Here is a 17149-nt window from a genome sequence, read left to right on the forward strand (position 1 = left end):
TGAGTACCCCGGCGGTCCCGCCCGACTCCCCCATGCCGGATTCCCGACGACGAGGGGGAGTCCATGACCTTGGGCGCCGCCGTCCTGTCGGTTCTGCTCAGCCTGCTGAGCAGTGCCCTCTGGGCGCTCATCGTCTCCGGCGTGAAACGCCTGCCGAACCGCGAGACGACCCCGGCACCCCCACGCGGCCCCGTCCCCTTCGCCCCGATCCCCGGAACGCACCCGGGCCCGCGCCGACGGCCCTCCCCCGGCGGGCGCTCCGGCGACATCGGCCTCTTCCTCTGGCTGACAGGGCTGTGCGTCACCGTCCTCGTGCCGTTCGTCCTCGGCGGCACACTCCTCGCCCTCCTCGACGGCACCGGAGCCGCCCCCGGCTTCATCACCGAGCGCATGCGCGCCGAGGGCGGCCTCGGCTACGTCCAGTACTGGCTGGGCGTCGCCGTCCTCCAGACCCTCGCCGTCGCCCTGCTCTGGCTCCGCCCGTGGCGCGGCCGCGCCTTCGGCGTCGCGGCCGGCCTCCCGCTCCTCCTCTGCGTCCTCCTCATGTCCTGGCCCGCCTCCCGCGGCTACGACCTCTTCGACCTCACCCTCTACACCTGACGTCCCCTCGCGACGGCGCAGCGCGGCCACCGCACGCCCAGGCCGCAGCACAACGCGCGACTTCCGGCGGTCGTCCATAGTGCTTTCGTAGGCACGCGGTTGCGACTTCCGGCGGCGTTCACCGGCGCGGCCCCGGGGTACCTCACCGCACAGGTGCCGAACCGAACTCCGTTTCCGCGCCGGACCTGACAAGACCGACCCCACGGCCAGGCGCTCACCGCCCGGCCGTCGCCCCCGAGGAGCCGACTGATGGACATCATCATCCCGATCGTCGTCGCCATGATCATCGCTATCGCCATCACGTCGTCCAGGCGGCGCCGTCGCAAGTGAAACGCCCCCTGACGGGCCGGGCGGCCACTCCACCTCGTGACACGCGCGTCCGGCACGCTTGACGTGCCGGACCGAGTACCCGCACTCATGCGCTCCCCGCGCCGCGGACCTACGCTGCAGCGACGGACGACGAACGGGGTGGGGCATGCGACGTCGGTTCACCGGAGCGACCCTGGGGCCGGCGCTGCTGCTCGCCCTGATCGCGAAGGCCTGCGCTCTCCTCACCGGGCGCCACCGGCGGTGGGCGGGGAGGGCCGCCGACCGCGTGTACCCGGGGCTGCTCCACCCCTTCGAGGCCACCACAGCCTTCCCCGCGTCCCTCGGCTCGAGGGTCCGGTTCGCCGTCGAGGACAACCCCGACGCGGAGGTGATCCTCGGCTTCGAGCCCCGGGTGATGAAACGCGAACCTGCCTGCTTCGCACGGGAGTTGACGCAGACCCTCAACTCGGCGCGAGCCCTCGCCGACGACTGGCGCCATCTGGGATGACGCCTGTGGCTGCACGCCGGCGTCCCACCCACCGAGATGGCCCGGCGGGCAGGGCAGAGCGTGGAAGTCCTTTACCGGGCGTACGCCAAGGTGCTGCACGGCCTCCAGGATCGGACGAACGACCTGGTTCGATAAGGAATTGAGTCAATCCTGACAAGAGGCCATGTGGCCGATCTTCGTCTTACGAGAAATCACCCTGCCCCCAGACCATGGTGCCGACTCAACAACCACGACGATGGAGGTGAGGGGCGCCGCCCGTCGACATCATGGACAGGGGAAGCCACATAACGCTCATGGTCGGCGTCATCACTGCTTCCGTGGCTCTGCTGGGCTACTGGGTGAACCAGTACATTCAACGTCGTGAGATGAAGGCTCAGCTGTACGCAGATGCTCTGCAGGCGATCCACGACTACGAAGAGATGCCGTACGTCATAAGGCACAGGCCGGGGTCCGATGAAGAGGTGCGTGCGACGCTAGCTCAGAGGCTGAGCGAGGTCTTTGCGAGACTCAAGTACCACCAAAACCGTCTGACCATGGACTCGTCCGTCGTAGGAGAGGCGTACGCGCGCTTATTCGCGCGCACACGCCACCAGGGCGGCAACCACCGCGAGGAAGCGTGGCGTACGACCCCAGTCAGCGACGACGGGGCCATGCCCGGGGCGGCGTACTACCCCTACGACAACCATCAGGAGTTCGAGGCGTGTCTCCTGGCAATGCGACGCGAGCTGAGTCCCTGGGGGCCAGCGCTGCGGCCCACGACCCGGAGACGCCTGCGCCGTCTCTACCTGGGGCGTCCCGTCCGGAGAGAGCCTGAGTGGATGAGAGTTCGCCGACAGCAGCTGCTGAGCGCGGAGCAGGACTAGTTTCACTGCGCCCATCCTGGCCCGTGGCTGGCCCACAAGCACTGGTCGCAGGCGGGACACCGGCGGGTCAAGGTGAGGCAGGCATGCAGGTCAGCAGGGGTGCCACCGGGCCGGTGGCACCCCTGCTGACCTGCATGCCTGCCTACGTGGGCGGAGGCGGTGGGATTTGAACCCACGGTGACATCGCTGCCACGACGGTTTTCAAGACCGTTCCCTTAGGCCGCTCGGGCACACCTCCCGGTGCCGACGCCGGGGCGTCGGCACCGGGACAGCGTAGCCGTTCGGGCCGGGGCGCGGGTGGGCGGGACGATCAGCTGTCGCCCTTGCGGGACCCGAGCGTGATGTCCGTGGTCTGCCGTTCGCCGTCGCGGACGTAGGTGATCTCGACGGTCTCGCCCGGCTCGTGCGCCCAGATGGTCGCGATGAGGGTCGGGCTGCTGTCGATCCGGGTGTCGTCGAACTTGGTGATCACGTCTCCCGGTTCGATGCCGGCCTTGTCGGCGGGGCCGTCGGGGGTGACCGGTTCGCCGTCGCTGACGCGTTCGGCGATGACGGCGCCCTGGCCCTGCTGGCCGGTGGCGACGCGGACGCCGATGACCGGGTAGACGGGGACGCCGGTCTCGATCAGCTGGGTGGCGACGCGTTCGGCCTGGTCGATCGGGATGGCGAAGCCGAGGCCGATACTGCCGGCCGAGCCGCCGCCGAGGCCGCCGCCACCGCCGGACTGGATCGCGGAGTTGACGCCGATCACGGCGCCGTTGCCGTCGAGGAGCGGGCCGCCGGAGTTGCCGGGGTTGATGGAGGCGTCGGTCTGGAGGGCGTTCATGTAGGACGCTTCGCTGCCCTGGCCGTCGCTGGAGGCGACGGGGCGGTTCTTGGCGCTGACGATGCCGGTGGTGACGGTGCCGGAGAGGCCGTACGGGGCACCGATGGCGAGGGTGGTGTCGCCGACCTTGATCTTCTCGGAGTTGCCGAGCGGCAGCGGGTTGAGCTCGCGGTCGCCCGCGTCCTCGAGTTTGATCACCGCGATGTCGTAGCCCTCCGCGCGGCCGACGATCTCGGCGTCGTACTGCTTGCCGTCGGAGAAGGTGGCGGTGAGGCGTCCGCCGTCGGCGGCGCTGGCGACGACGTGGTTGTTGGTGAGGATGTGGCCCTGTTCGTCGAAGACGAAGCCGGTTCCGGTGCCGCTCTCGCCGCCGCCGGAGGTCTCGATGGTGACGACGCTGGGCAGCGTCTTCTGGGCGATGCCCGCGACGGAGTCGGGGTCGCGGCTCTCCGAGCCGGCCTCGGCGGAGATGGTGGTGGAGGACGGGGAGCTGTCGCTGCTCTCCGCCGCCCAGAAACCGATGCCGCCGCCGATGCCGCCCGCGACGAGCGCGGCGGCCAGCACGGCGGCGATGACCAGGCCGGGGCCGCGTCGCTTGCCGCCGTGCGGCGGCGGGGCCGGGGGTGCTCCCCATGGGCCCTGCGGGCCGCCGGGCCCGCCGTGGGCTCCGTGCGCGCCGAAACCGGAACCTGCCGGTCCGGGCGGACCGGGCGGGGTGCTGCCGCCGTAGCCACCGCCCGGCGGGGGCGGCGGAGGCGGGGTGGCGTGGCCGGCCGCGGCGTGTGCGGCGGGTGCACCGGCGCCCGGCGCGCCCGGCGCGGCCGGGGGAGCCGCGTGGGGCGGGACGGGCGGGAGCTGCGTGGTGTCGGCGTCGCGCGCCGGGGCGCCCTTGGACAGCGGGTCGGCCGGGGCGCCGCCGGGGGCGGGGGCGGCCGACGACGCCGGCGGAGGGGCGTCGGGGTCGATGCGCGGCAGGCGCGTGGTGTGCTCGGCGGGTGCGCCGGTTCCGGCGGGGGGCGCCTCCGGGGTGTCGGGGCGGGCCAGCGCGAAGTCCTCGTCCTCGCCGGGAGCGCGGCCCGGGGCGGCGGAAGCACCCGAGGCGGCCGAGGGCTCCGGCGCCGGGGTACCGGCCGGGGTGCCGGGCGCGGGCGCGTCCTGCGTGGGTGGCCCCTCCGCCGGCGTGGCGGCGGCGCCCTCGTTCTCGGTGCTCACAGCTCTCTCCTCAGGTACACGACATCGCCGAGTCGGACGTTCCTGTTCATCGGGTTTCCCCGAAAGCCTCCCCCATGAGCCGTAGGCGGGGCGTAAATCGCGGCCTGTGGCTCGGTCCGCAACACTTACAGCGGGCATTTCCGGCCCCTCGGGCGGTGACGCCGCCCGACGGCGCACGGTCGGTGGCACGATATCCCGGTGAGGCATGAGATCCGCCGGGCGGTGCGGCCCCTGGCCGCACGTACGGCCGACCGTATCGCCGTCGTGGCCCACCGCGGCTCCTCCGAGGACGCGCCGGAGCACACTCTGGCGGCGTACCGGAAGGCCATCGAGGACGGCGCCGACGCGCTGGAGTGCGACGTGCGGCTCACCGCGGACGGCCACCTGGTGTGCGTGCACGACCGGCGCATCAACCGGACGTCCAACGGCCGGGGCGCGGTCTCCCGCCTCGAACTGGCCGATCTGGCCGAACTCGACTTCGGCTCCTGGAAGCTGCGGCACGGGGGCGCGCGGGCAGGGGAGGAGCCGGGCACCGACCCGTACGAGTCCCCGGACACCGACAGCGGGCCGGACGCGCGCGCCGAGCGCACCGCGGTGCTGACGCTGGAGCGCCTGCTGCAACTGGTCGCGGACGCCGGACGTCCGGTGGGGCTCGCGATCGAGACCAAGCACCCCACGCGCTGGGCGGGTCAGGTCGAGGAACGCCTGCTGGATCTTCTGGACCGGTACCGGCTCGACTCGCCGGTGCGGGTGATGAGTTTCTCCGCACGCTCGCTGCACCGCGTGCGGCTGGCCGCGCCGGAACTGCCCACCGTCTTCCTGATGCAGCTCCTGCTGCCGCGGCTGCGCGACGGGCGGCTGCCGGCGGGGGTGCGGATCGCCGGGCCGAGCGTGCGCATCCTGCGCGCGCACCCCGAGTACGTGGAGCGGGCCCACCGCGCGGGCAACGAGGTGCACGTGTGGACGGTGGACGAGCCCGCGGACGTCGCCCTGTGCGCACGCCTCGGGGTGGACGCGATCATCACCAACCGCCCGCAGCAGGTACGGGAGCAGCTCGCCGCGCTCCGGTGACTCGCCCGGGCAACTGCCGGGCGCGCTCGGCGGGTTGCGTACGGCGGGGCGTGCACCGGCGCACTGAGGATGTAGTGGATCACCACGAAAACGTCAAGAGAGGAAGAACGTCCGGTTTCCTGCCGCCCGGCCTTGGGCATCCATCCCTCTGGCATGGCAAAGGAGGTCTCGGGGGTGGCGTTGGTGGTGGCACAGGAGGTGCCTACTTCGTCGTCGACCATGGCCGTGCCTCATGGTCCGGCCGGTGTGGGCACGGCACGGCGCCAGATGCGCGCCGAACTGCGTGCGTACGGGGCACCGGAAGGTCTGGTCGACGACGCCGTTCTGATCCTTTCCGAACTCCTCAGCAACGCGTGCAGACACGCCCGCCCGCTGCGCGCGGGGAGGGCCGAGGAGACCGAGGAGTACGTGCGCGCGGCGTGGAGCTGCGCGCCCGGCGGTGAGCTGACCATAGCGGTCACGGACGGGGGCGGGCCGACACGGCCGATGCCGTCCAAGCCGTCGGTCACGGCACGCGGCGGGCGAGGGCTGGCGATCATCACCTCCCTTGCGCAGGACTGGGGGGTCGACGAGCACCTGAACGTCGCCGCCAGACGGGCCCCCCGCACGGACGGCGTGCTGGGCGTGCGGCCGGCGGGGGTCACGGTGTGGGCGGTGCTCTCCGCCGGGGGCGAGGGGTTCGGCGGGGCGCTGGCCGGGCTGGATCTCACGGACCTGGACGAGGAGCTCGGAGAGCTGGGCGGCCTCGGCACGGCCTGAGGCGGACCGGCACGGCGTGAGGCGAACCGGCAGGGGCGAATCCGGCACGGCGCACGGCGAACCCCGCGCGGGACGCGTCGCGATGGCGGTTGGCCGGCCGCGCGCCCGGACGACCGGCACGGGCCCGGCGCCGGCTGCCGGGTACGGTTTCGGGCCCGGTCCGGCCGCGCGACGTGACGGCCGTCCCTCCCGCGGGTGAGTCGCACCTTCCCCAGGGCGGGGCGGCCCGGGCCCCAGAGGCCGAAACCCGGGGCGCACGCCGTCCGGCGGTACGGCTGGGGCGCGGCGGGGGCTAGGCTCGCGGCGGAAGAGTGACCGTCCGCAGACCGGGAGTACCGCACGCCATGGCCAAGAAGCGCCGCCCCCAGACGAAAGCCGGCACACCGCAGCGCGTGGACGGGGAGGTCCCCGTCGTCGGTGCGCGCGAGCCGTGCCCGTGCGGCTCCGGCCGCCGGTACAAGGCGTGCCACGGCCGCGCCGCAGCGCAGGCCGCGACGGAACTGGTCCAGCGCCCGTTCGAAGGGCTTCCCGGCGAGGCGGACTGGGTCGCGCTGCGCGAACTGGTGCCGGCCGCGACGGTGGAGCTGACCCTCAAGGACGGGCTGCCGGAGGGCGTCCCGGCCGTGCGGCTGGCGACCGTGCTGCCGATGGCCTGGCCCGCTCTGCGGCGGGACGACGGCGAGGTGCTGCTCGGCCTGCAGAACGACACCGCCTCCGGCGACCTCAGCCGCGACCTGGCGGACGTGCTGACGCGGGCGCTGGAGGCGGACCCGGGTACACCGGTGAGTGCGGCGCGGGGGGCGACCGACGGCCCGCGTCTCCAGGACCTCCTCGACGACGAGGCGCCGTTCGTCCCGCAGGTGCACACGGGCTTCGAGTTCTGGATCGACGACGCGGAGAAGGCGACGGGCGAGGTCGCGGCCTCCCTGGAGCGGGCCAACGCCGCGGCCATCCCCACTGCGCGGCTCTCGGGGGTCGAGGGCGCGTACTGGTGCGAGACGCCCGACAAGAACCACCTGCGCTGGGTGATGGCGCACCCGGAGGAGGAGCTGCTGGACGCGCTGGCGCGTCTGCACGCGGCCGGTACGTCCTCGCTGGGTGCGGACACCCGCCTGGTCGGCTCGTTCCGGGCGCACGGGCTGACCGTGCCGGTGTGGGACCTGCCGAGCGCGATGACGGCCGAGGACTGCGAGAAGCCGGCGGAGGAGTTCGCGGAGCGACTGGCCGTGGCGCTCAAGGCGGCGGAGCCGCTGACCGCGCAGGAACGCAAGGCGCGCAGCGGTCTCACCAACCGCCAGGTCACCCTGAGCTGAGAGCGCCGCACAGCTGGTCCGCCCCCGTCTCCCTGCTCAGGGCACCGCCAAGCGGAATCCACCCGCCCGCTCGTGGCGATTCCGTGGCGACCGCGTGCGGGTTTCGTGCGAACCCGGTGGGTGCGCGGCGACCTTCCGTCGCGTCCACCGGCCGTGTACCAGCGAGTAGTTCGCCCTCCGGAGCCGGGGGAGGCGAGTTTGCGTATGGCCGATCTCTTGTTACCGTTCTAAGTGCCCGGTCGCTGGTGCATCCCCCGTCGCCAGCGACCGGGCTCTTTGATGCCCGCGTCACGTAAGCGCTTCCGCGCCGGACGCCCGACGCCCGGTACCCGTACACCGCACGGCCACCCTCCGGTCCGACGCCGCCCGGACGTGCCGCCCCCGCACGCCGAGCACCGGCGGCGGCCCACGGCCCCCGCCGGTACGCGGCACACGGGCCCGATCCTCAGTACGCCAGCCGACTGCCGGTGTCCGGCGTCTCGGTGCTCGCCTCGACGAGCGTCTCGACCAGGGTCTCCATCCGTGGCAGCCAGGGGGCGGTGCCGACCGGCTTCCCGCCGGGCGCCGGGCCCGGCTGCGTACCGGGCCGCGCACCGGGCTCCGCGACGGCTGCCGTGGGTTCGGCCTCGGGCGGTCGCACCCAGTGGACGCCGCCGGTGGCCGCCGGGGTCGGCGGCAGCGCCGCATAGCCGCCGTCGCCGTGGAAGCGCAGTGAACTGGGCACCCGGTCCTGGGCGTAGAGGAGTTCGCCGAGTTCCGCGAGTTCGTACGGGCGGACCAGCAGGGCGTACCGGGTGGGCATGGCGATCACCGGTCCGACGCGGACGCCGAGCCGGTCGAACTCCGCGAGCGCGGCGCGGCCGGCCGCCGCGGGCAGGCTCAGCGCGCACGGAGCACGCCCCGCGCGGGTGGCCGCGCCGGTGGCGAGCAGCAGTGAGGCGTCGGGGCGACGCGTCCACCACCAGTCGACCATCCGGGCGTCGGTGGTCGCGGCCAGCAGCACGGGGTCGAGGGGATGCGCCCCGGGCACCACGCACTCCGGATCGCCGCAGGAGCAGCCCGCCGTGAGATCGGTCGTGACGTCGGCCGTGAGGTCGGTGGGAGTGGTTTCCGGGGAGCCGGGCGTGGGGGAGCCGGGCGCGAGCGAGGGGGCCGTCGGCCCGTGTCCGCCGTTCAGGCGGATCGACGCGCCGGGGAGCACAGGCCAGTGCCAGCGGGTGGCACAGGTGAGCGCTGCGTTCCGCAGCGATGACCGGGTCATGCGTCGCCTTCCGAGGATCTCGCGCATGAGCGCTCGTTCCTTTCCGTTAACGCCGGATCTTCTCGGTACTTCGGATCGTCGAACCCATCGTTGGCGCGTGGTTCTGGCATCGCTTCACACCCGCATGCGTACGACGGGCGAAGCGCTGCTTCGGGCGATCACGGGATCATGTCGCCGGACAAGCGTGGTACCTGGCGGGGGGTGGCGCGCACGGGGCGCTCTCCACATCGTGACTGCCCGCCGCTTCAATGGGGCACGGCCGTCGCGGACTGGGACGCGCGGGCTTCCTCTTGAGTTCCGTACCCGCAACGGACGGGGTGACTCTCCACCCGGGCCGCTCCGCCGCCTCTTTCGGGCCGCGACGGGAGCCGGGTTGTACTGCTCCGCCCAGTCGACCGTAAAACCTCCGAGCGGGGGTGGTTTTTCAGCCAATCTGAAACGATCTCGGCCTGCCCCCTGTGAGTGAGGGCGTCACAGGGACACCATCGAACCCCTGGGGACAATGCTGGACATCGTCACATCGGTGCGTGTACATCTGGATGCATTCATAGCGGAGCACCATGACATGGGGGTTTGCGATGCTATCGAGAAGAGTGAACTCGGCTGAAAGCCACCACCCATGAGCACCCCACATCTCCCGAAAGTGGCCGGTTTCAGCTCTACACTTTCGCCTCCCTCGCAAACTTCCCCGGTCGACCGCCTCGCCGCGGTCCAGGACCGCCTGGCCGGCTGGATCTCCGACCTCACCACTCTTCACGACCTCACCGAACGCCTCGCCCGCACCGACGAACTCGACGCCGCGCTGCGCGAGACCCTGGCCGCCGGTGCCACGCTGGTGGGCGCCCGCCGCGGCCTGGTCACGCTGGCCCCCGCCGACGGCCTGGGCACCGAGCACACTGTCGGGCTCGGCCTGGCGGCGGCCGATCTCGGCCAGATCGAGACGGTGCCGCGCGCGTCGGCCTCCCGCACCCGGCTGCTCGACGGTCTGGAGGACGGCCTCCCCGGCGGCCTGCGGACCGGACTCGCGAACGACATCCCCCACGGCAGCACCCACAGCAGCCCGAACGACCTGCCGACCGGCCTCGCCGTCGAGGGCCGGCCCGGTACCCGTACCACCGCGGACCTGGGCGGCGACGGGCCGGACACCCCCACCGGCCACGACACCCCCACCGCACCCGGGACACCCGCCACCGGCGAGGCCGGCGCTGCGGACGACGTGGAGCCGGAGCCGCAGGCCGACCTCGGCATCGTGCACCCCGACATCCCCGGCGACGAGACCCTCGACCCCCGGCACCGCGAGGTCGCCGCCCGCCTCGGCTTCGGCGCCAGCTACGCGCTCCCCCTGAACACGCACGACGGCACCCGGCTGGGCGTGGCCGTCTGGCTGTACGACGAGCCGGCCGAGCCCACCCGTCGCCAGCGCCACCTGCTGGAGCTCTACGCGCGCTGCGCCACCGAGCACCTGGCCCGCAGGCTGGAGCTGGCCCGTGCCCGCGAGGAGGTCGCGACCGTCCGCGAGGAGCTGCTGCCCAGCCGGCTCCCCCGGGTGCCCGGCGTACGGATGGCGGTGCGGCACCGGACCGGGCCGCGCGGCGGCGGCGACTGGTACGACGCGTTGCCGCTGCCCGAGGGAGCCCTCGGCCTCGCCGTCGGCGGTGTCACAGGCGCCGGGCCGGGTGCGATGGCGGCGATGGGACGGCTGCGCGCCTCGCTGCGCGCGTACGCGGTGATGGAGGGCGAGGACCCGGTCGCCGTCCTCTCCGACCTGGAGCTGCTGCTGCGCCTCACCGAGCCGGCGCGTACGGCCACCGCACTGTTCGCCTACGCCGAGCCCGCCGCCCGCAGAATCGTTCTCGCAGGTGCCGGGCACTGCCCGCCGCTGATCGTCGGCCCGGACCGCACGGAGTGGGTGGAGACCTCCCTCTCGGCCCCGCTCGGCATGCTGGCCTGCTGGGAGGCGCCGAGCGTGGAGCTGTCGGTCCGCAGCGGGGAGACGCTGCTGCTCTACAGCGACGGCCTGCTGCGCCGGACGGGCGAGTCCACCGACCGGGCGTACGCGCGGCTGCACGCGGTGGTGTCCGCGGCGCCGGCGGCCGGCCGCGACGACCCCGAGCTGCTCGCCGACCACGTGCTGCACACGATGCTGCCCGACGGCCGGGACCGTGTGGACGATCCGGAGGACGTCGTCCTGCTCGTGGCACGCTTCTGAACTGGGCGGACGTTCCACCCGCCGTCCCGTCCCCGCGGCGCGGGGCCGCAGCGGCCCGCCCGCCGCGCGCGCCCGGCCGCCCCGCTGACAGAAACGTCACAGGCTTTTGCCCCTGTACGGCGCGGGCCGCCGCCATACGATGGAGGGCGGTCCGGACACCCGCACGAGGAGGAGCGACGTGGCAGCCGCCGAGGAGCACACGGCCGACGAGCACACCACCGACGAGCAGACGGCCGAGGAGGAGCCGGTCAAGCAGCGGAAGAACGGCCTGTACCCGGGCGTCTCCGACGAGCTCGCCGAGAACATGCGCACCGGCTGGGCCGACACCGAGCGCACCGACCTCTCCCCGGTCCCGCAGGCCGGGCGGACCGCCGCCCGCCGCGCCGCGCTGTCCGAACGTTTCCCGGGCGAGCGACTGGTGGTCCCCGCGGGCAACCTCAAGGTCCGCTCCAACGACACCGACTACCCCTTCCGCGCCTCCGTCGAGTACGCCTGGCTGACCGGCAACCAGACCGAGGACGGCGTGCTGGTCATGGAGCCGAAGGCGGGCGGAGGCCACGACGCCGCGCTCTACCTGCTCCCCCGCTCCGACCGGGACAACGGCGAGTTCTGGCTCGGCGGCCAGGGCGAGCTGTGGGTCGGCCGCCGCAACAGCCTCACCGAGAGCGAGCGGCTGTACGGCCTGCCCTGCAAGGACGTCCGCAAGGTCGCCGAGGAACTGCGCGAAGCCACCGGCCCGGTCCGCGTGGTGCGCGGACACGACGCGGCCGTCGAGGCGGCGCTCACCGACAAGGTGACCAGGGAGCGCGACGACGAGCTGCGCACCTATCTGTCCGAGGCCCGCCTGGTCAAGGACGACTTCGAGGTCGGCGAGCTGCAGAAGGCGGTGGACTCCACGGTCCGCGGCTTCGAGGACGTGGTGAAGGTCCTGGACCGCGCCGAGGCGACCTCCGAGCGCTACATCGAGGGCACCTTCTTCCTCCGCGCCCGCGTCGAGGGCAACGACGTCGGCTACGGCTCGATCTGCGCCTCCGGCCCGCACGCGACCACCTTGCACTGGGTGCGCAACGACGGCCCCGTCCGCTCCGGGGACCTGCTGCTGCTGGACGCCGGCGTGGAGACGCACACCTACTACACCGCCGACGTGACCCGCACGCTGCCGGTCGACGGCCGGTTCAGCGACCTCCAGCGGAAGATCTACGACGCGGTGTACGAGGCCCAGGAGGCCGGTATCGCCGCGGTGAAGCCGGGTGCGAAGTACCTCGACTTCCACGAGGCCGCGCAGCGCGTGCTGGCGACCCGCCTCGTCGAGTGGGGCCTGCTGGAAGGCCCGGTCGAGAAGGTGCTGGAGCTCGGGCTCCAGCGCCGCTGGACGCTGCACGGCACGGGTCACATGCTGGGCATGGACGTGCACGACTGCGCCGCCGCCCGCCGCGAGGCGTACGCGGAGGGCACGCTGGAGCCGGGCATGTGCCTGACCGTCGAGCCGGGGCTGTACTTCCAGCCGGACGACCTGACGGTGCCGGAGGAGTACCGCGGCATCGGCGTCCGCATCGAGGACGACCTCCTGGTGACCGAGGACGGCAACCGGAACCTGTCGGCCGCGCTGCCGCGCACCAGCGGCGACGTCGAGGAGTGGATGGCCCGCCTGAAGAGCTGACCCCGCACCGAGAAAGCGGAAACAGCCGCCCGCCCCACCGGCCCGGTGGGGCGGGCGGCTGTTTCCGCTTTCTCGGTGCCTCCTACAGCCAACTTCGCCCCGCCCGGACGGACTTTCGCCCCACCGCATCCGTAAAAGGCGCCTTATGGGAACAATGCCGTCAGGTAATGTGTTGGTCAAAAGTCACCCCCCAGGCGGCCCGCGAAAGGGAACGCACCACCGCCTCGTGTCCCGACCCGGGCGGCGTCATACTCGTCCACCGCGGCCACCGGTCCGTCCCGCACGGGCGCCGGTGCCGCGCCACGACCGGCACACCGTCACCTGGAGCCCGCCCATGGAGCCCACCGCCCACTCCCGCAAGACCGTTCTCCCCGGGGTCGGCGCCCGGTACGACCTGAACACCGACGCCGGACACCACCTGTCCGTCGTCGCCCATCAGGACGGCCGCCGCATCCTGGCCTTCCACGACCCGGAGGACGACGACGCCTGCAAGGACGCGGCGCCGCTCGAACCCAACGAGGCCACCGCGCTCGCCCAGCTGCTCGTCCCCGACCCCGTCGCCCACATCCACCAGCATCTCGAGCTCGACCTGGTCACCGAACACATCGAGGTGACCAACCGGTCGCCGTACAGCGGCCGCACGCTCGGGGACACCCAGGTCCGCTCCCGGACCGGCGCGTCCATCGTCGCCGTGCTGCGCCGGACCGCCGCAGAGCCCTCGCCCACCCCCGACTTCCGTTTCGCCGCCGGTGACGTCCTCGTCGTCGTCGGCACCCGCGAAGGCGTCGACGCCGTCGCCGAACTGATCGCCGGAGGATGACCAGCCCGTGCACGACACCACCGCCATGCTCATCGAACTGGGCGCCATCATCCTCGGCCTGGGCATCCTCGGCCGGCTCGCGGGTCGCATCGGCTTCTCGCCGATCCCGCTCTACCTGCTGGCCGGCCTGGCCTTCGGCCACGGCGGTGTACTGCCCCTCGGCGCCAGCGAGGAGTTCGTCGCGACCGGCGCCGAGATCGGCGTCATCCTGCTCCTGCTCCTCCTCGGGCTGGAGTACACGGCCAGTGAGCTGGTCACCAACCTCCGCACGCAGTACCCGTCCGGCGTCGTCGACTTCGTGCTCAACGCGCTGCCCGGAGCCGCGGCCGCGCTGATACTCGGCTGGGGCCCGGTGGCCGCCGTCGCCCTGGCCGGCGTCACCTGGATCTCCTCCTCCGGCGTGATCGCCAAGGTGCTCGGCGACCTCGGACGTCTCGGCAACCGCGAGACCCCGGTCGTCCTCGGCGTGCTCGTCATCGAGGACCTGGCCATGGCGGTCTACCTGCCGATCCTGACCGCCCTGCTGGCCGGTGTCAGCCTGGCCGGCGGCAGCATCACCCTGCTCATCTCGCTGGGCACCGTCGGCGCGGTCCTCTACCTGGCGCTGCGGCACGGCCGGCACATCAGCAAGGCCGTCTCCTCCGACAACCCGGAGATGCTGCTTCTCGTCGTGCTCGGGCTGACGCTCCTGGTCGCGGGCGTCGCCCAGGAGCTCCAGGTCTCGGCCGCGGTCGGCGCCTTCCTCGTCGGCATCGCGCTGTCCGGCGAGGTGGCGGAGGGCGCGCACAACCTCCTCACCCCGCTGCGCGACCTGTTCGCCGCCGTCTTCTTCGTCTTCTTCGGCCTCCACACCGACCCGTCCAAGATCCCGGGCGTGCTGCTGCCCGCGCTGGTCCTGGCCGTGGTCACCGCCTGCACCAAGATCGCCACCGGCTGGTACGCCGCCCGGCGCGCGGACATCAAGACGGCCGGCCGCTGGCGTGCGGGCGGCACCCTGGTGGCCCGCGGCGAGTTCTCCATCGTCATCGCCGGCCTGGCGGTGAGCGTGGAGCCGCGGATCGGTCCGCTGGCCACGGCGTACGTGCTGCTGCTGGTCGTCATCGGCCCGCTCGCCGCACGCTGGACGGAGCCGCTGGCCCGCCGGCTGACCGGCGGCGGGAAGCCCGGCAGCGGGAAGCCCGGCCCCACCGAGCGCGCCGGCGCCGCTCCGGTGAAGACCGAACCGGCGGACGCGACGGCCACGCAGGGCTGACGCGCACCCCGGCAGAAGCGCCCCCGGGACGACGTCCCGGGGGCGCTTGAGTGTGCGGGCGCGCGCGGGTGCGGCGCGCGGGTCAGTGCTTGAGCGCCACCCCGGCCCACAGGCTGACGGCCGCGTCGTCCAGGCTGCCGATGTCCACCAGGCGCTCGGTGTCCGCGTCCGGGTGCCAGCGGTGCGGCACCTCCACGCCCGGCTCGACCAGCTCCAGGCCGTCGAAGAACCGCTCGATCTCGGCGCGGCTGCGCACCTGCGCGTTGCCGCCGTCCGCCTTGTAGACCTGGATGGCGCTCTTCCACTCCTCCGGCGCGAAGTCCGGCGTGCAGTGGGAGAAGACCAGGTACGAGCCGGGGGCGAGCTCGTCCACCAGTGCGCGCACCAGGTCGTAGGGCTGCTGGTCGTCGGTGAGGTAGTGGAAGAGGCCGACCAGGCTCAGCGCCACCGGCTGCGCCATGTCGAGGGTCTCGCGGAGCTGCGGCGAGTCCAGGATGTCGCGCGGCTTCATGATGTCCGCGTCGACGTACGCGGTGCGGCCCTCGGGGGCGCTGGTGAGCAGTGCCCGCGCGTGCGCCAGGACGATCGGGTCGTTGTCCGCGTAGACCACCCGGCTGTCGGGGGCGACGGCCTGCACCACCTCGTGCAGGTTGGGGCTGGTGGGGATGCCGGTGCCGATGTCGAGGAACTGGCGGATGCCCCGCTCGGCGAGGTGGCGGGCGGCCCGGTGCATGAAGGCGCGGTTGGTGCGCGCCGCGGTACGGAAGCCCGGGAAGGCGGCCAGCAGCTTCTCCCCGACCTCGCGGTCCGGCGGGTAGTTGGTCTTGCCGCCGAGGAAGTAGTCGTAGATCCGCGCGGAGTGGTGCGTGTCCAGCCCCAGGTCGCGTTCTGCCGCGGCAGGCCCGGCCGCCGGTTCGTGGTCGAGGTTGCCGCCCATGTGTGCCCCTGTCAGGTCGCCGTGGTCACCGTCCGATGCGCGGAATCGTAGTCCCCCGGACCGCGCGGCTTCCGGTCATTCTGCAACGTCAACTTCTCTGCCGGAAAGGGACGTTGAACGATCAGTACCGGTCTCTGCCTCCGAACTCTGGCCGTGCAAGCACGAATGCAATTACAGTTGTGCGCACATCGGTAAGAACACCTGCACTTGCAGCCGCAGTTGCAGCACGGACGTACGGACGCCGTACGCCGGCCCCCCTCTGCGAAGGAGACGTCGGGATGCAGATCGACAACGGAGTCCGCGCGGACCGGATCGCCGGAGCCGTGTGGCGCAAGAGCGGACGGAGCGCCCCCGGCGGCAACTGCGTCGAACTCGCGGCGCTCCCGGGCGGCCGGGTCGCCGTCCGCAACTCCCGCTTCCCGTCCGGACCCGCGCTGGTTCACAGCCGCGAGGAGATCGCCGCACTGCTGGGAGGTATCAAGGACGGCGAGTTCGACGGAATGGTCACCGAGGGCGCCCTCGGCTGAAACGGACGAACCCGTCCGGAAAGCTGTACCTGACACCCCCACAGGTGCGACACTGTGCTATCCACCGGCCACACCTGGGGAGTTGGACATGTCCGCGATGCCGCGGCCGATCGGCGCACCGTCCGGAGGCGACCTTCCCCTGCAGGACGAGGTCGGTCCCACCGCTCTGCGCATTCTGCTCGGCGCGCGGCTGCGCAGGCTCCGTCAGGACCTCGACATCACCCGTGAGGACGCCGGCAGGCACATCCGCGGCTCGCACGCCAAGATCAGCCGGCTGGAACGCGGGCAGGTCGCCTCCAAGCACCGCGATCTGGCCGACCTCCTCACCCTCTACCACGTGCTCGACGAGGACACGCGCACCGAGTACTTCGAGCTCGCCCGCAAGGCCAACGCGCCCGGCTGGTGGCACCAGTACAGCGACGTGCTGGAGGAGTGGTTCGAGCTCCACATCGGCCTCGAGGAGGCCGCGTCCCTCATCCGCACCTACGAGGTGCAGTTCCTGCCCGGCCTGCTGCAGACCGAGGCGTACGCGTACGCCGTCAGCCGGCTCGGCTACCCGAACGCCTCCGCGCGCAAGATCGACCGGCTGGTCGACCTGCGGATGCGCCGCCAGCAGCTGCTGCACCGCGCGGGCGGACCGAAGCTGTGGGCCGTGGTCGACGAGGCCGTCCTGCGCCGCCCGTTCGGCGGCGAAGCCGTCATGCGCGCCCAGCTCGAACACCTGCTGGAAGTCGGCGAACTGCCGCACGTCACACTGCAGATCGCGCCGTTCGAGGTGAGCGCCGCGGCCGCGGGCTCCCCGATCACCATCCTGCGCTTCCACGAGCCGACGCTGCCTGACAAGGTGTACCTGGAACACCTGACCAGCGCGGTCTACCTGGACCGGCAGGCGGAGATCGACCAGTACTCGATGATCATGACGCGGCTGCAGGCGCAGGCCTACACCCCGCAGCAGTCGGCGGACTTCCTCCGCGACCAGCTGGGCTGACCCGGCCCCTGCCGACGGGGGCGGGCCCCCGGAC

15 protein-coding genes and 1 tRNA gene are annotated in these 17149 nt (G+C 72.7%); 12 read left to right on the top strand and 4 right to left on the bottom strand.

The genetic code is table 11. The features are described 5' to 3' along the window. The first annotated feature begins 63 nt into the window (after window positions 1–63). From RM572_RS08760 to RM572_RS08770, 3 genes are all read left to right on the top strand, one after another. Complete coding sequence (locus tag RM572_RS08760) at window positions 64–600, top strand: hypothetical protein (protein WP_311672699.1); 537 nt, start codon at window positions 64–66, stop codon at window positions 598–600. A 475-nt stretch (window positions 601–1075) separates the two neighbouring features. Next, entirely contained in the window at window positions 1076–1417 is a 342-nt protein-coding gene (locus tag RM572_RS08765) for a hypothetical protein (protein ID WP_311672700.1), read from the top strand. Window positions 1418–1683: 266 nt separating this feature from the next. Next, window positions 1684–2280: a hypothetical protein gene (locus RM572_RS08770; RefSeq protein WP_311672701.1), complete on the top strand. Its 597-nt coding sequence runs from the start codon at window positions 1684–1686 to the stop codon at window positions 2278–2280. 151 nt (window positions 2281–2431) lie between these two features. Here RM572_RS08770 and RM572_RS08775 read toward each other — a convergent pair. Continuing rightward, window positions 2432–2518: transfer RNA gene (locus RM572_RS08775), tRNA-Ser, on the bottom strand. Window positions 2519–2590: 72 nt separating this feature from the next. Then, the gene (locus RM572_RS08780) at window positions 2591–4318 is read right to left on the bottom strand and encodes a S1C family serine protease (RefSeq protein WP_311672702.1); all 1728 of its coding nucleotides are present in this window, start codon (window positions 4316–4318) and stop codon (window positions 2591–2593) included. Between the two features lie 231 nt (window positions 4319–4549). Between RM572_RS08780 and RM572_RS08785 the strand changes: the two genes are divergently transcribed. The 3 genes from RM572_RS08785 (at window position 4550) to RM572_RS08795 (ending at window position 7461) form a co-directional block, all read left to right on the top strand. Further along, window positions 4550–5389, top strand: coding sequence for a glycerophosphodiester phosphodiesterase family protein (locus RM572_RS08785; protein ID WP_311672868.1), 840 nt, complete (start codon window positions 4550–4552; stop codon window positions 5387–5389). 174 nt (window positions 5390–5563) lie between these two features. Then, window positions 5564–6148, top strand: a complete 585-nt coding sequence (locus tag RM572_RS08790; protein WP_394813568.1) for an ATP-binding protein — start codon at window positions 5564–5566, stop codon at window positions 6146–6148. 344 nt (window positions 6149–6492) lie between these two features. Next, window positions 6493–7461 carry a DUF5926 family protein gene (locus tag RM572_RS08795; RefSeq protein ID WP_311672704.1) on the top strand — a complete coding sequence of 323 codons (969 nt, stop codon included), beginning with the start codon at window positions 6493–6495 and terminating at the stop codon, window positions 7459–7461. Window positions 7462–7906: 445 nt separating this feature from the next. On the opposite strand, the gene RM572_RS08800 is transcribed toward RM572_RS08795, so the two are convergent. Next, complete coding sequence (locus tag RM572_RS08800) at window positions 7907–8749, bottom strand: bifunctional DNA primase/polymerase (RefSeq protein WP_311672705.1); 843 nt, start codon at window positions 8747–8749, stop codon at window positions 7907–7909. Between the two features lie 592 nt (window positions 8750–9341). Here RM572_RS08800 and RM572_RS08805 point away from each other — a divergent pair. The 4 genes from RM572_RS08805 (at window position 9342) to RM572_RS08820 (ending at window position 14663) form a co-directional block, all read left to right on the top strand. Continuing rightward, window positions 9342–10931, top strand: coding sequence for a PP2C family protein-serine/threonine phosphatase (locus tag RM572_RS08805; protein WP_311672706.1), 1590 nt, complete (start codon window positions 9342–9344; stop codon window positions 10929–10931). Between the two features lie 178 nt (window positions 10932–11109). Next, a complete protein-coding gene (locus RM572_RS08810) occupies window positions 11110–12591 on the top strand; it encodes an aminopeptidase P family protein (protein WP_311672707.1) in 1482 nt (493 codons plus the stop codon). A gap of 334 nt (window positions 12592–12925) precedes the next feature. Next, window positions 12926–13411 carry a cation:proton antiporter regulatory subunit gene (locus RM572_RS08815; RefSeq protein WP_027765574.1) on the top strand — a complete coding sequence of 162 codons (486 nt, stop codon included), beginning with the start codon at window positions 12926–12928 and terminating at the stop codon, window positions 13409–13411. 7 nt (window positions 13412–13418) lie between these two features. After that, window positions 13419–14663 (top strand): cation:proton antiporter, encoded by a 1245-nt coding sequence (locus RM572_RS08820; protein ID WP_311672708.1) that lies wholly within the window; start codon window positions 13419–13421, stop codon window positions 14661–14663. Between the two features lie 82 nt (window positions 14664–14745). On the opposite strand, the gene RM572_RS08825 is transcribed toward RM572_RS08820, so the two are convergent. Next, window positions 14746–15600 (bottom strand): SAM-dependent methyltransferase, encoded by an 855-nt coding sequence (locus RM572_RS08825; RefSeq protein WP_311672709.1) that lies wholly within the window; start codon window positions 15598–15600, stop codon window positions 14746–14748. A gap of 278 nt (window positions 15601–15878) precedes the next feature. On the opposite strand from RM572_RS08825, the gene RM572_RS08830 reads away from it, so the two are divergent. Further along, window positions 15879–16127, top strand: a complete 249-nt coding sequence (locus RM572_RS08830; RefSeq protein ID WP_311672710.1) for a DUF397 domain-containing protein — start codon at window positions 15879–15881, stop codon at window positions 16125–16127. Window positions 16128–16215: 88 nt separating this feature from the next. Further along, window positions 16216–17115, top strand: coding sequence for a DUF5753 domain-containing protein (locus RM572_RS08835; protein WP_394813559.1), 900 nt, complete (start codon window positions 16216–16218; stop codon window positions 17113–17115). Window positions 17116–17149 lie beyond the last annotated feature (34 nt).

Source organism: Streptomyces hazeniae, assembly GCF_031845485.1.
GTDB lineage: Bacteria > Actinomycetota > Actinomycetes > Streptomycetales > Streptomycetaceae > Streptomyces > Streptomyces hazeniae.

What these genes read in the sequence shown, in the direction of transcription:
- RM572_RS08815 (WP_027765574.1), top strand. Translation starts at nt 12,926, where the DNA reads ATGGAGCCCACCGCCCACTCCCGCAAGACCGTTCTCCCCGGGGTCGGC.
- RM572_RS08825 (WP_311672709.1), bottom strand. Translation starts at nt 15,600, where the DNA reads ATGGGCGGCAACCTCGACCACGAACCGGCGGCCGGGCCTGCCGCGGCA.
- RM572_RS08805 (WP_311672706.1), top strand. Translation starts at nt 9,342, where the DNA reads ATGAGCACCCCACATCTCCCGAAAGTGGCCGGTTTCAGCTCTACACTT.
- RM572_RS08760 (WP_311672699.1), top strand. Translation starts at nt 64, where the DNA reads ATGACCTTGGGCGCCGCCGTCCTGTCGGTTCTGCTCAGCCTGCTGAGC.
- RM572_RS08800 (WP_311672705.1), bottom strand. Translation starts at nt 8,749, where the DNA reads ATGCGCGAGATCCTCGGAAGGCGACGCATGACCCGGTCATCGCTGCGG.
- RM572_RS08830 (WP_311672710.1), top strand. Translation starts at nt 15,879, where the DNA reads ATGCAGATCGACAACGGAGTCCGCGCGGACCGGATCGCCGGAGCCGTG.
- RM572_RS08765 (WP_311672700.1), top strand. Translation starts at nt 1,076, where the DNA reads ATGCGACGTCGGTTCACCGGAGCGACCCTGGGGCCGGCGCTGCTGCTC.
- RM572_RS08770 (WP_311672701.1), top strand. Translation starts at nt 1,684, where the DNA reads ATGGACAGGGGAAGCCACATAACGCTCATGGTCGGCGTCATCACTGCT.
- RM572_RS08795 (WP_311672704.1), top strand. Translation starts at nt 6,493, where the DNA reads ATGGCCAAGAAGCGCCGCCCCCAGACGAAAGCCGGCACACCGCAGCGC.
- RM572_RS08835 (WP_394813559.1), top strand. Translation starts at nt 16,216, where the DNA reads ATGTCCGCGATGCCGCGGCCGATCGGCGCACCGTCCGGAGGCGACCTT.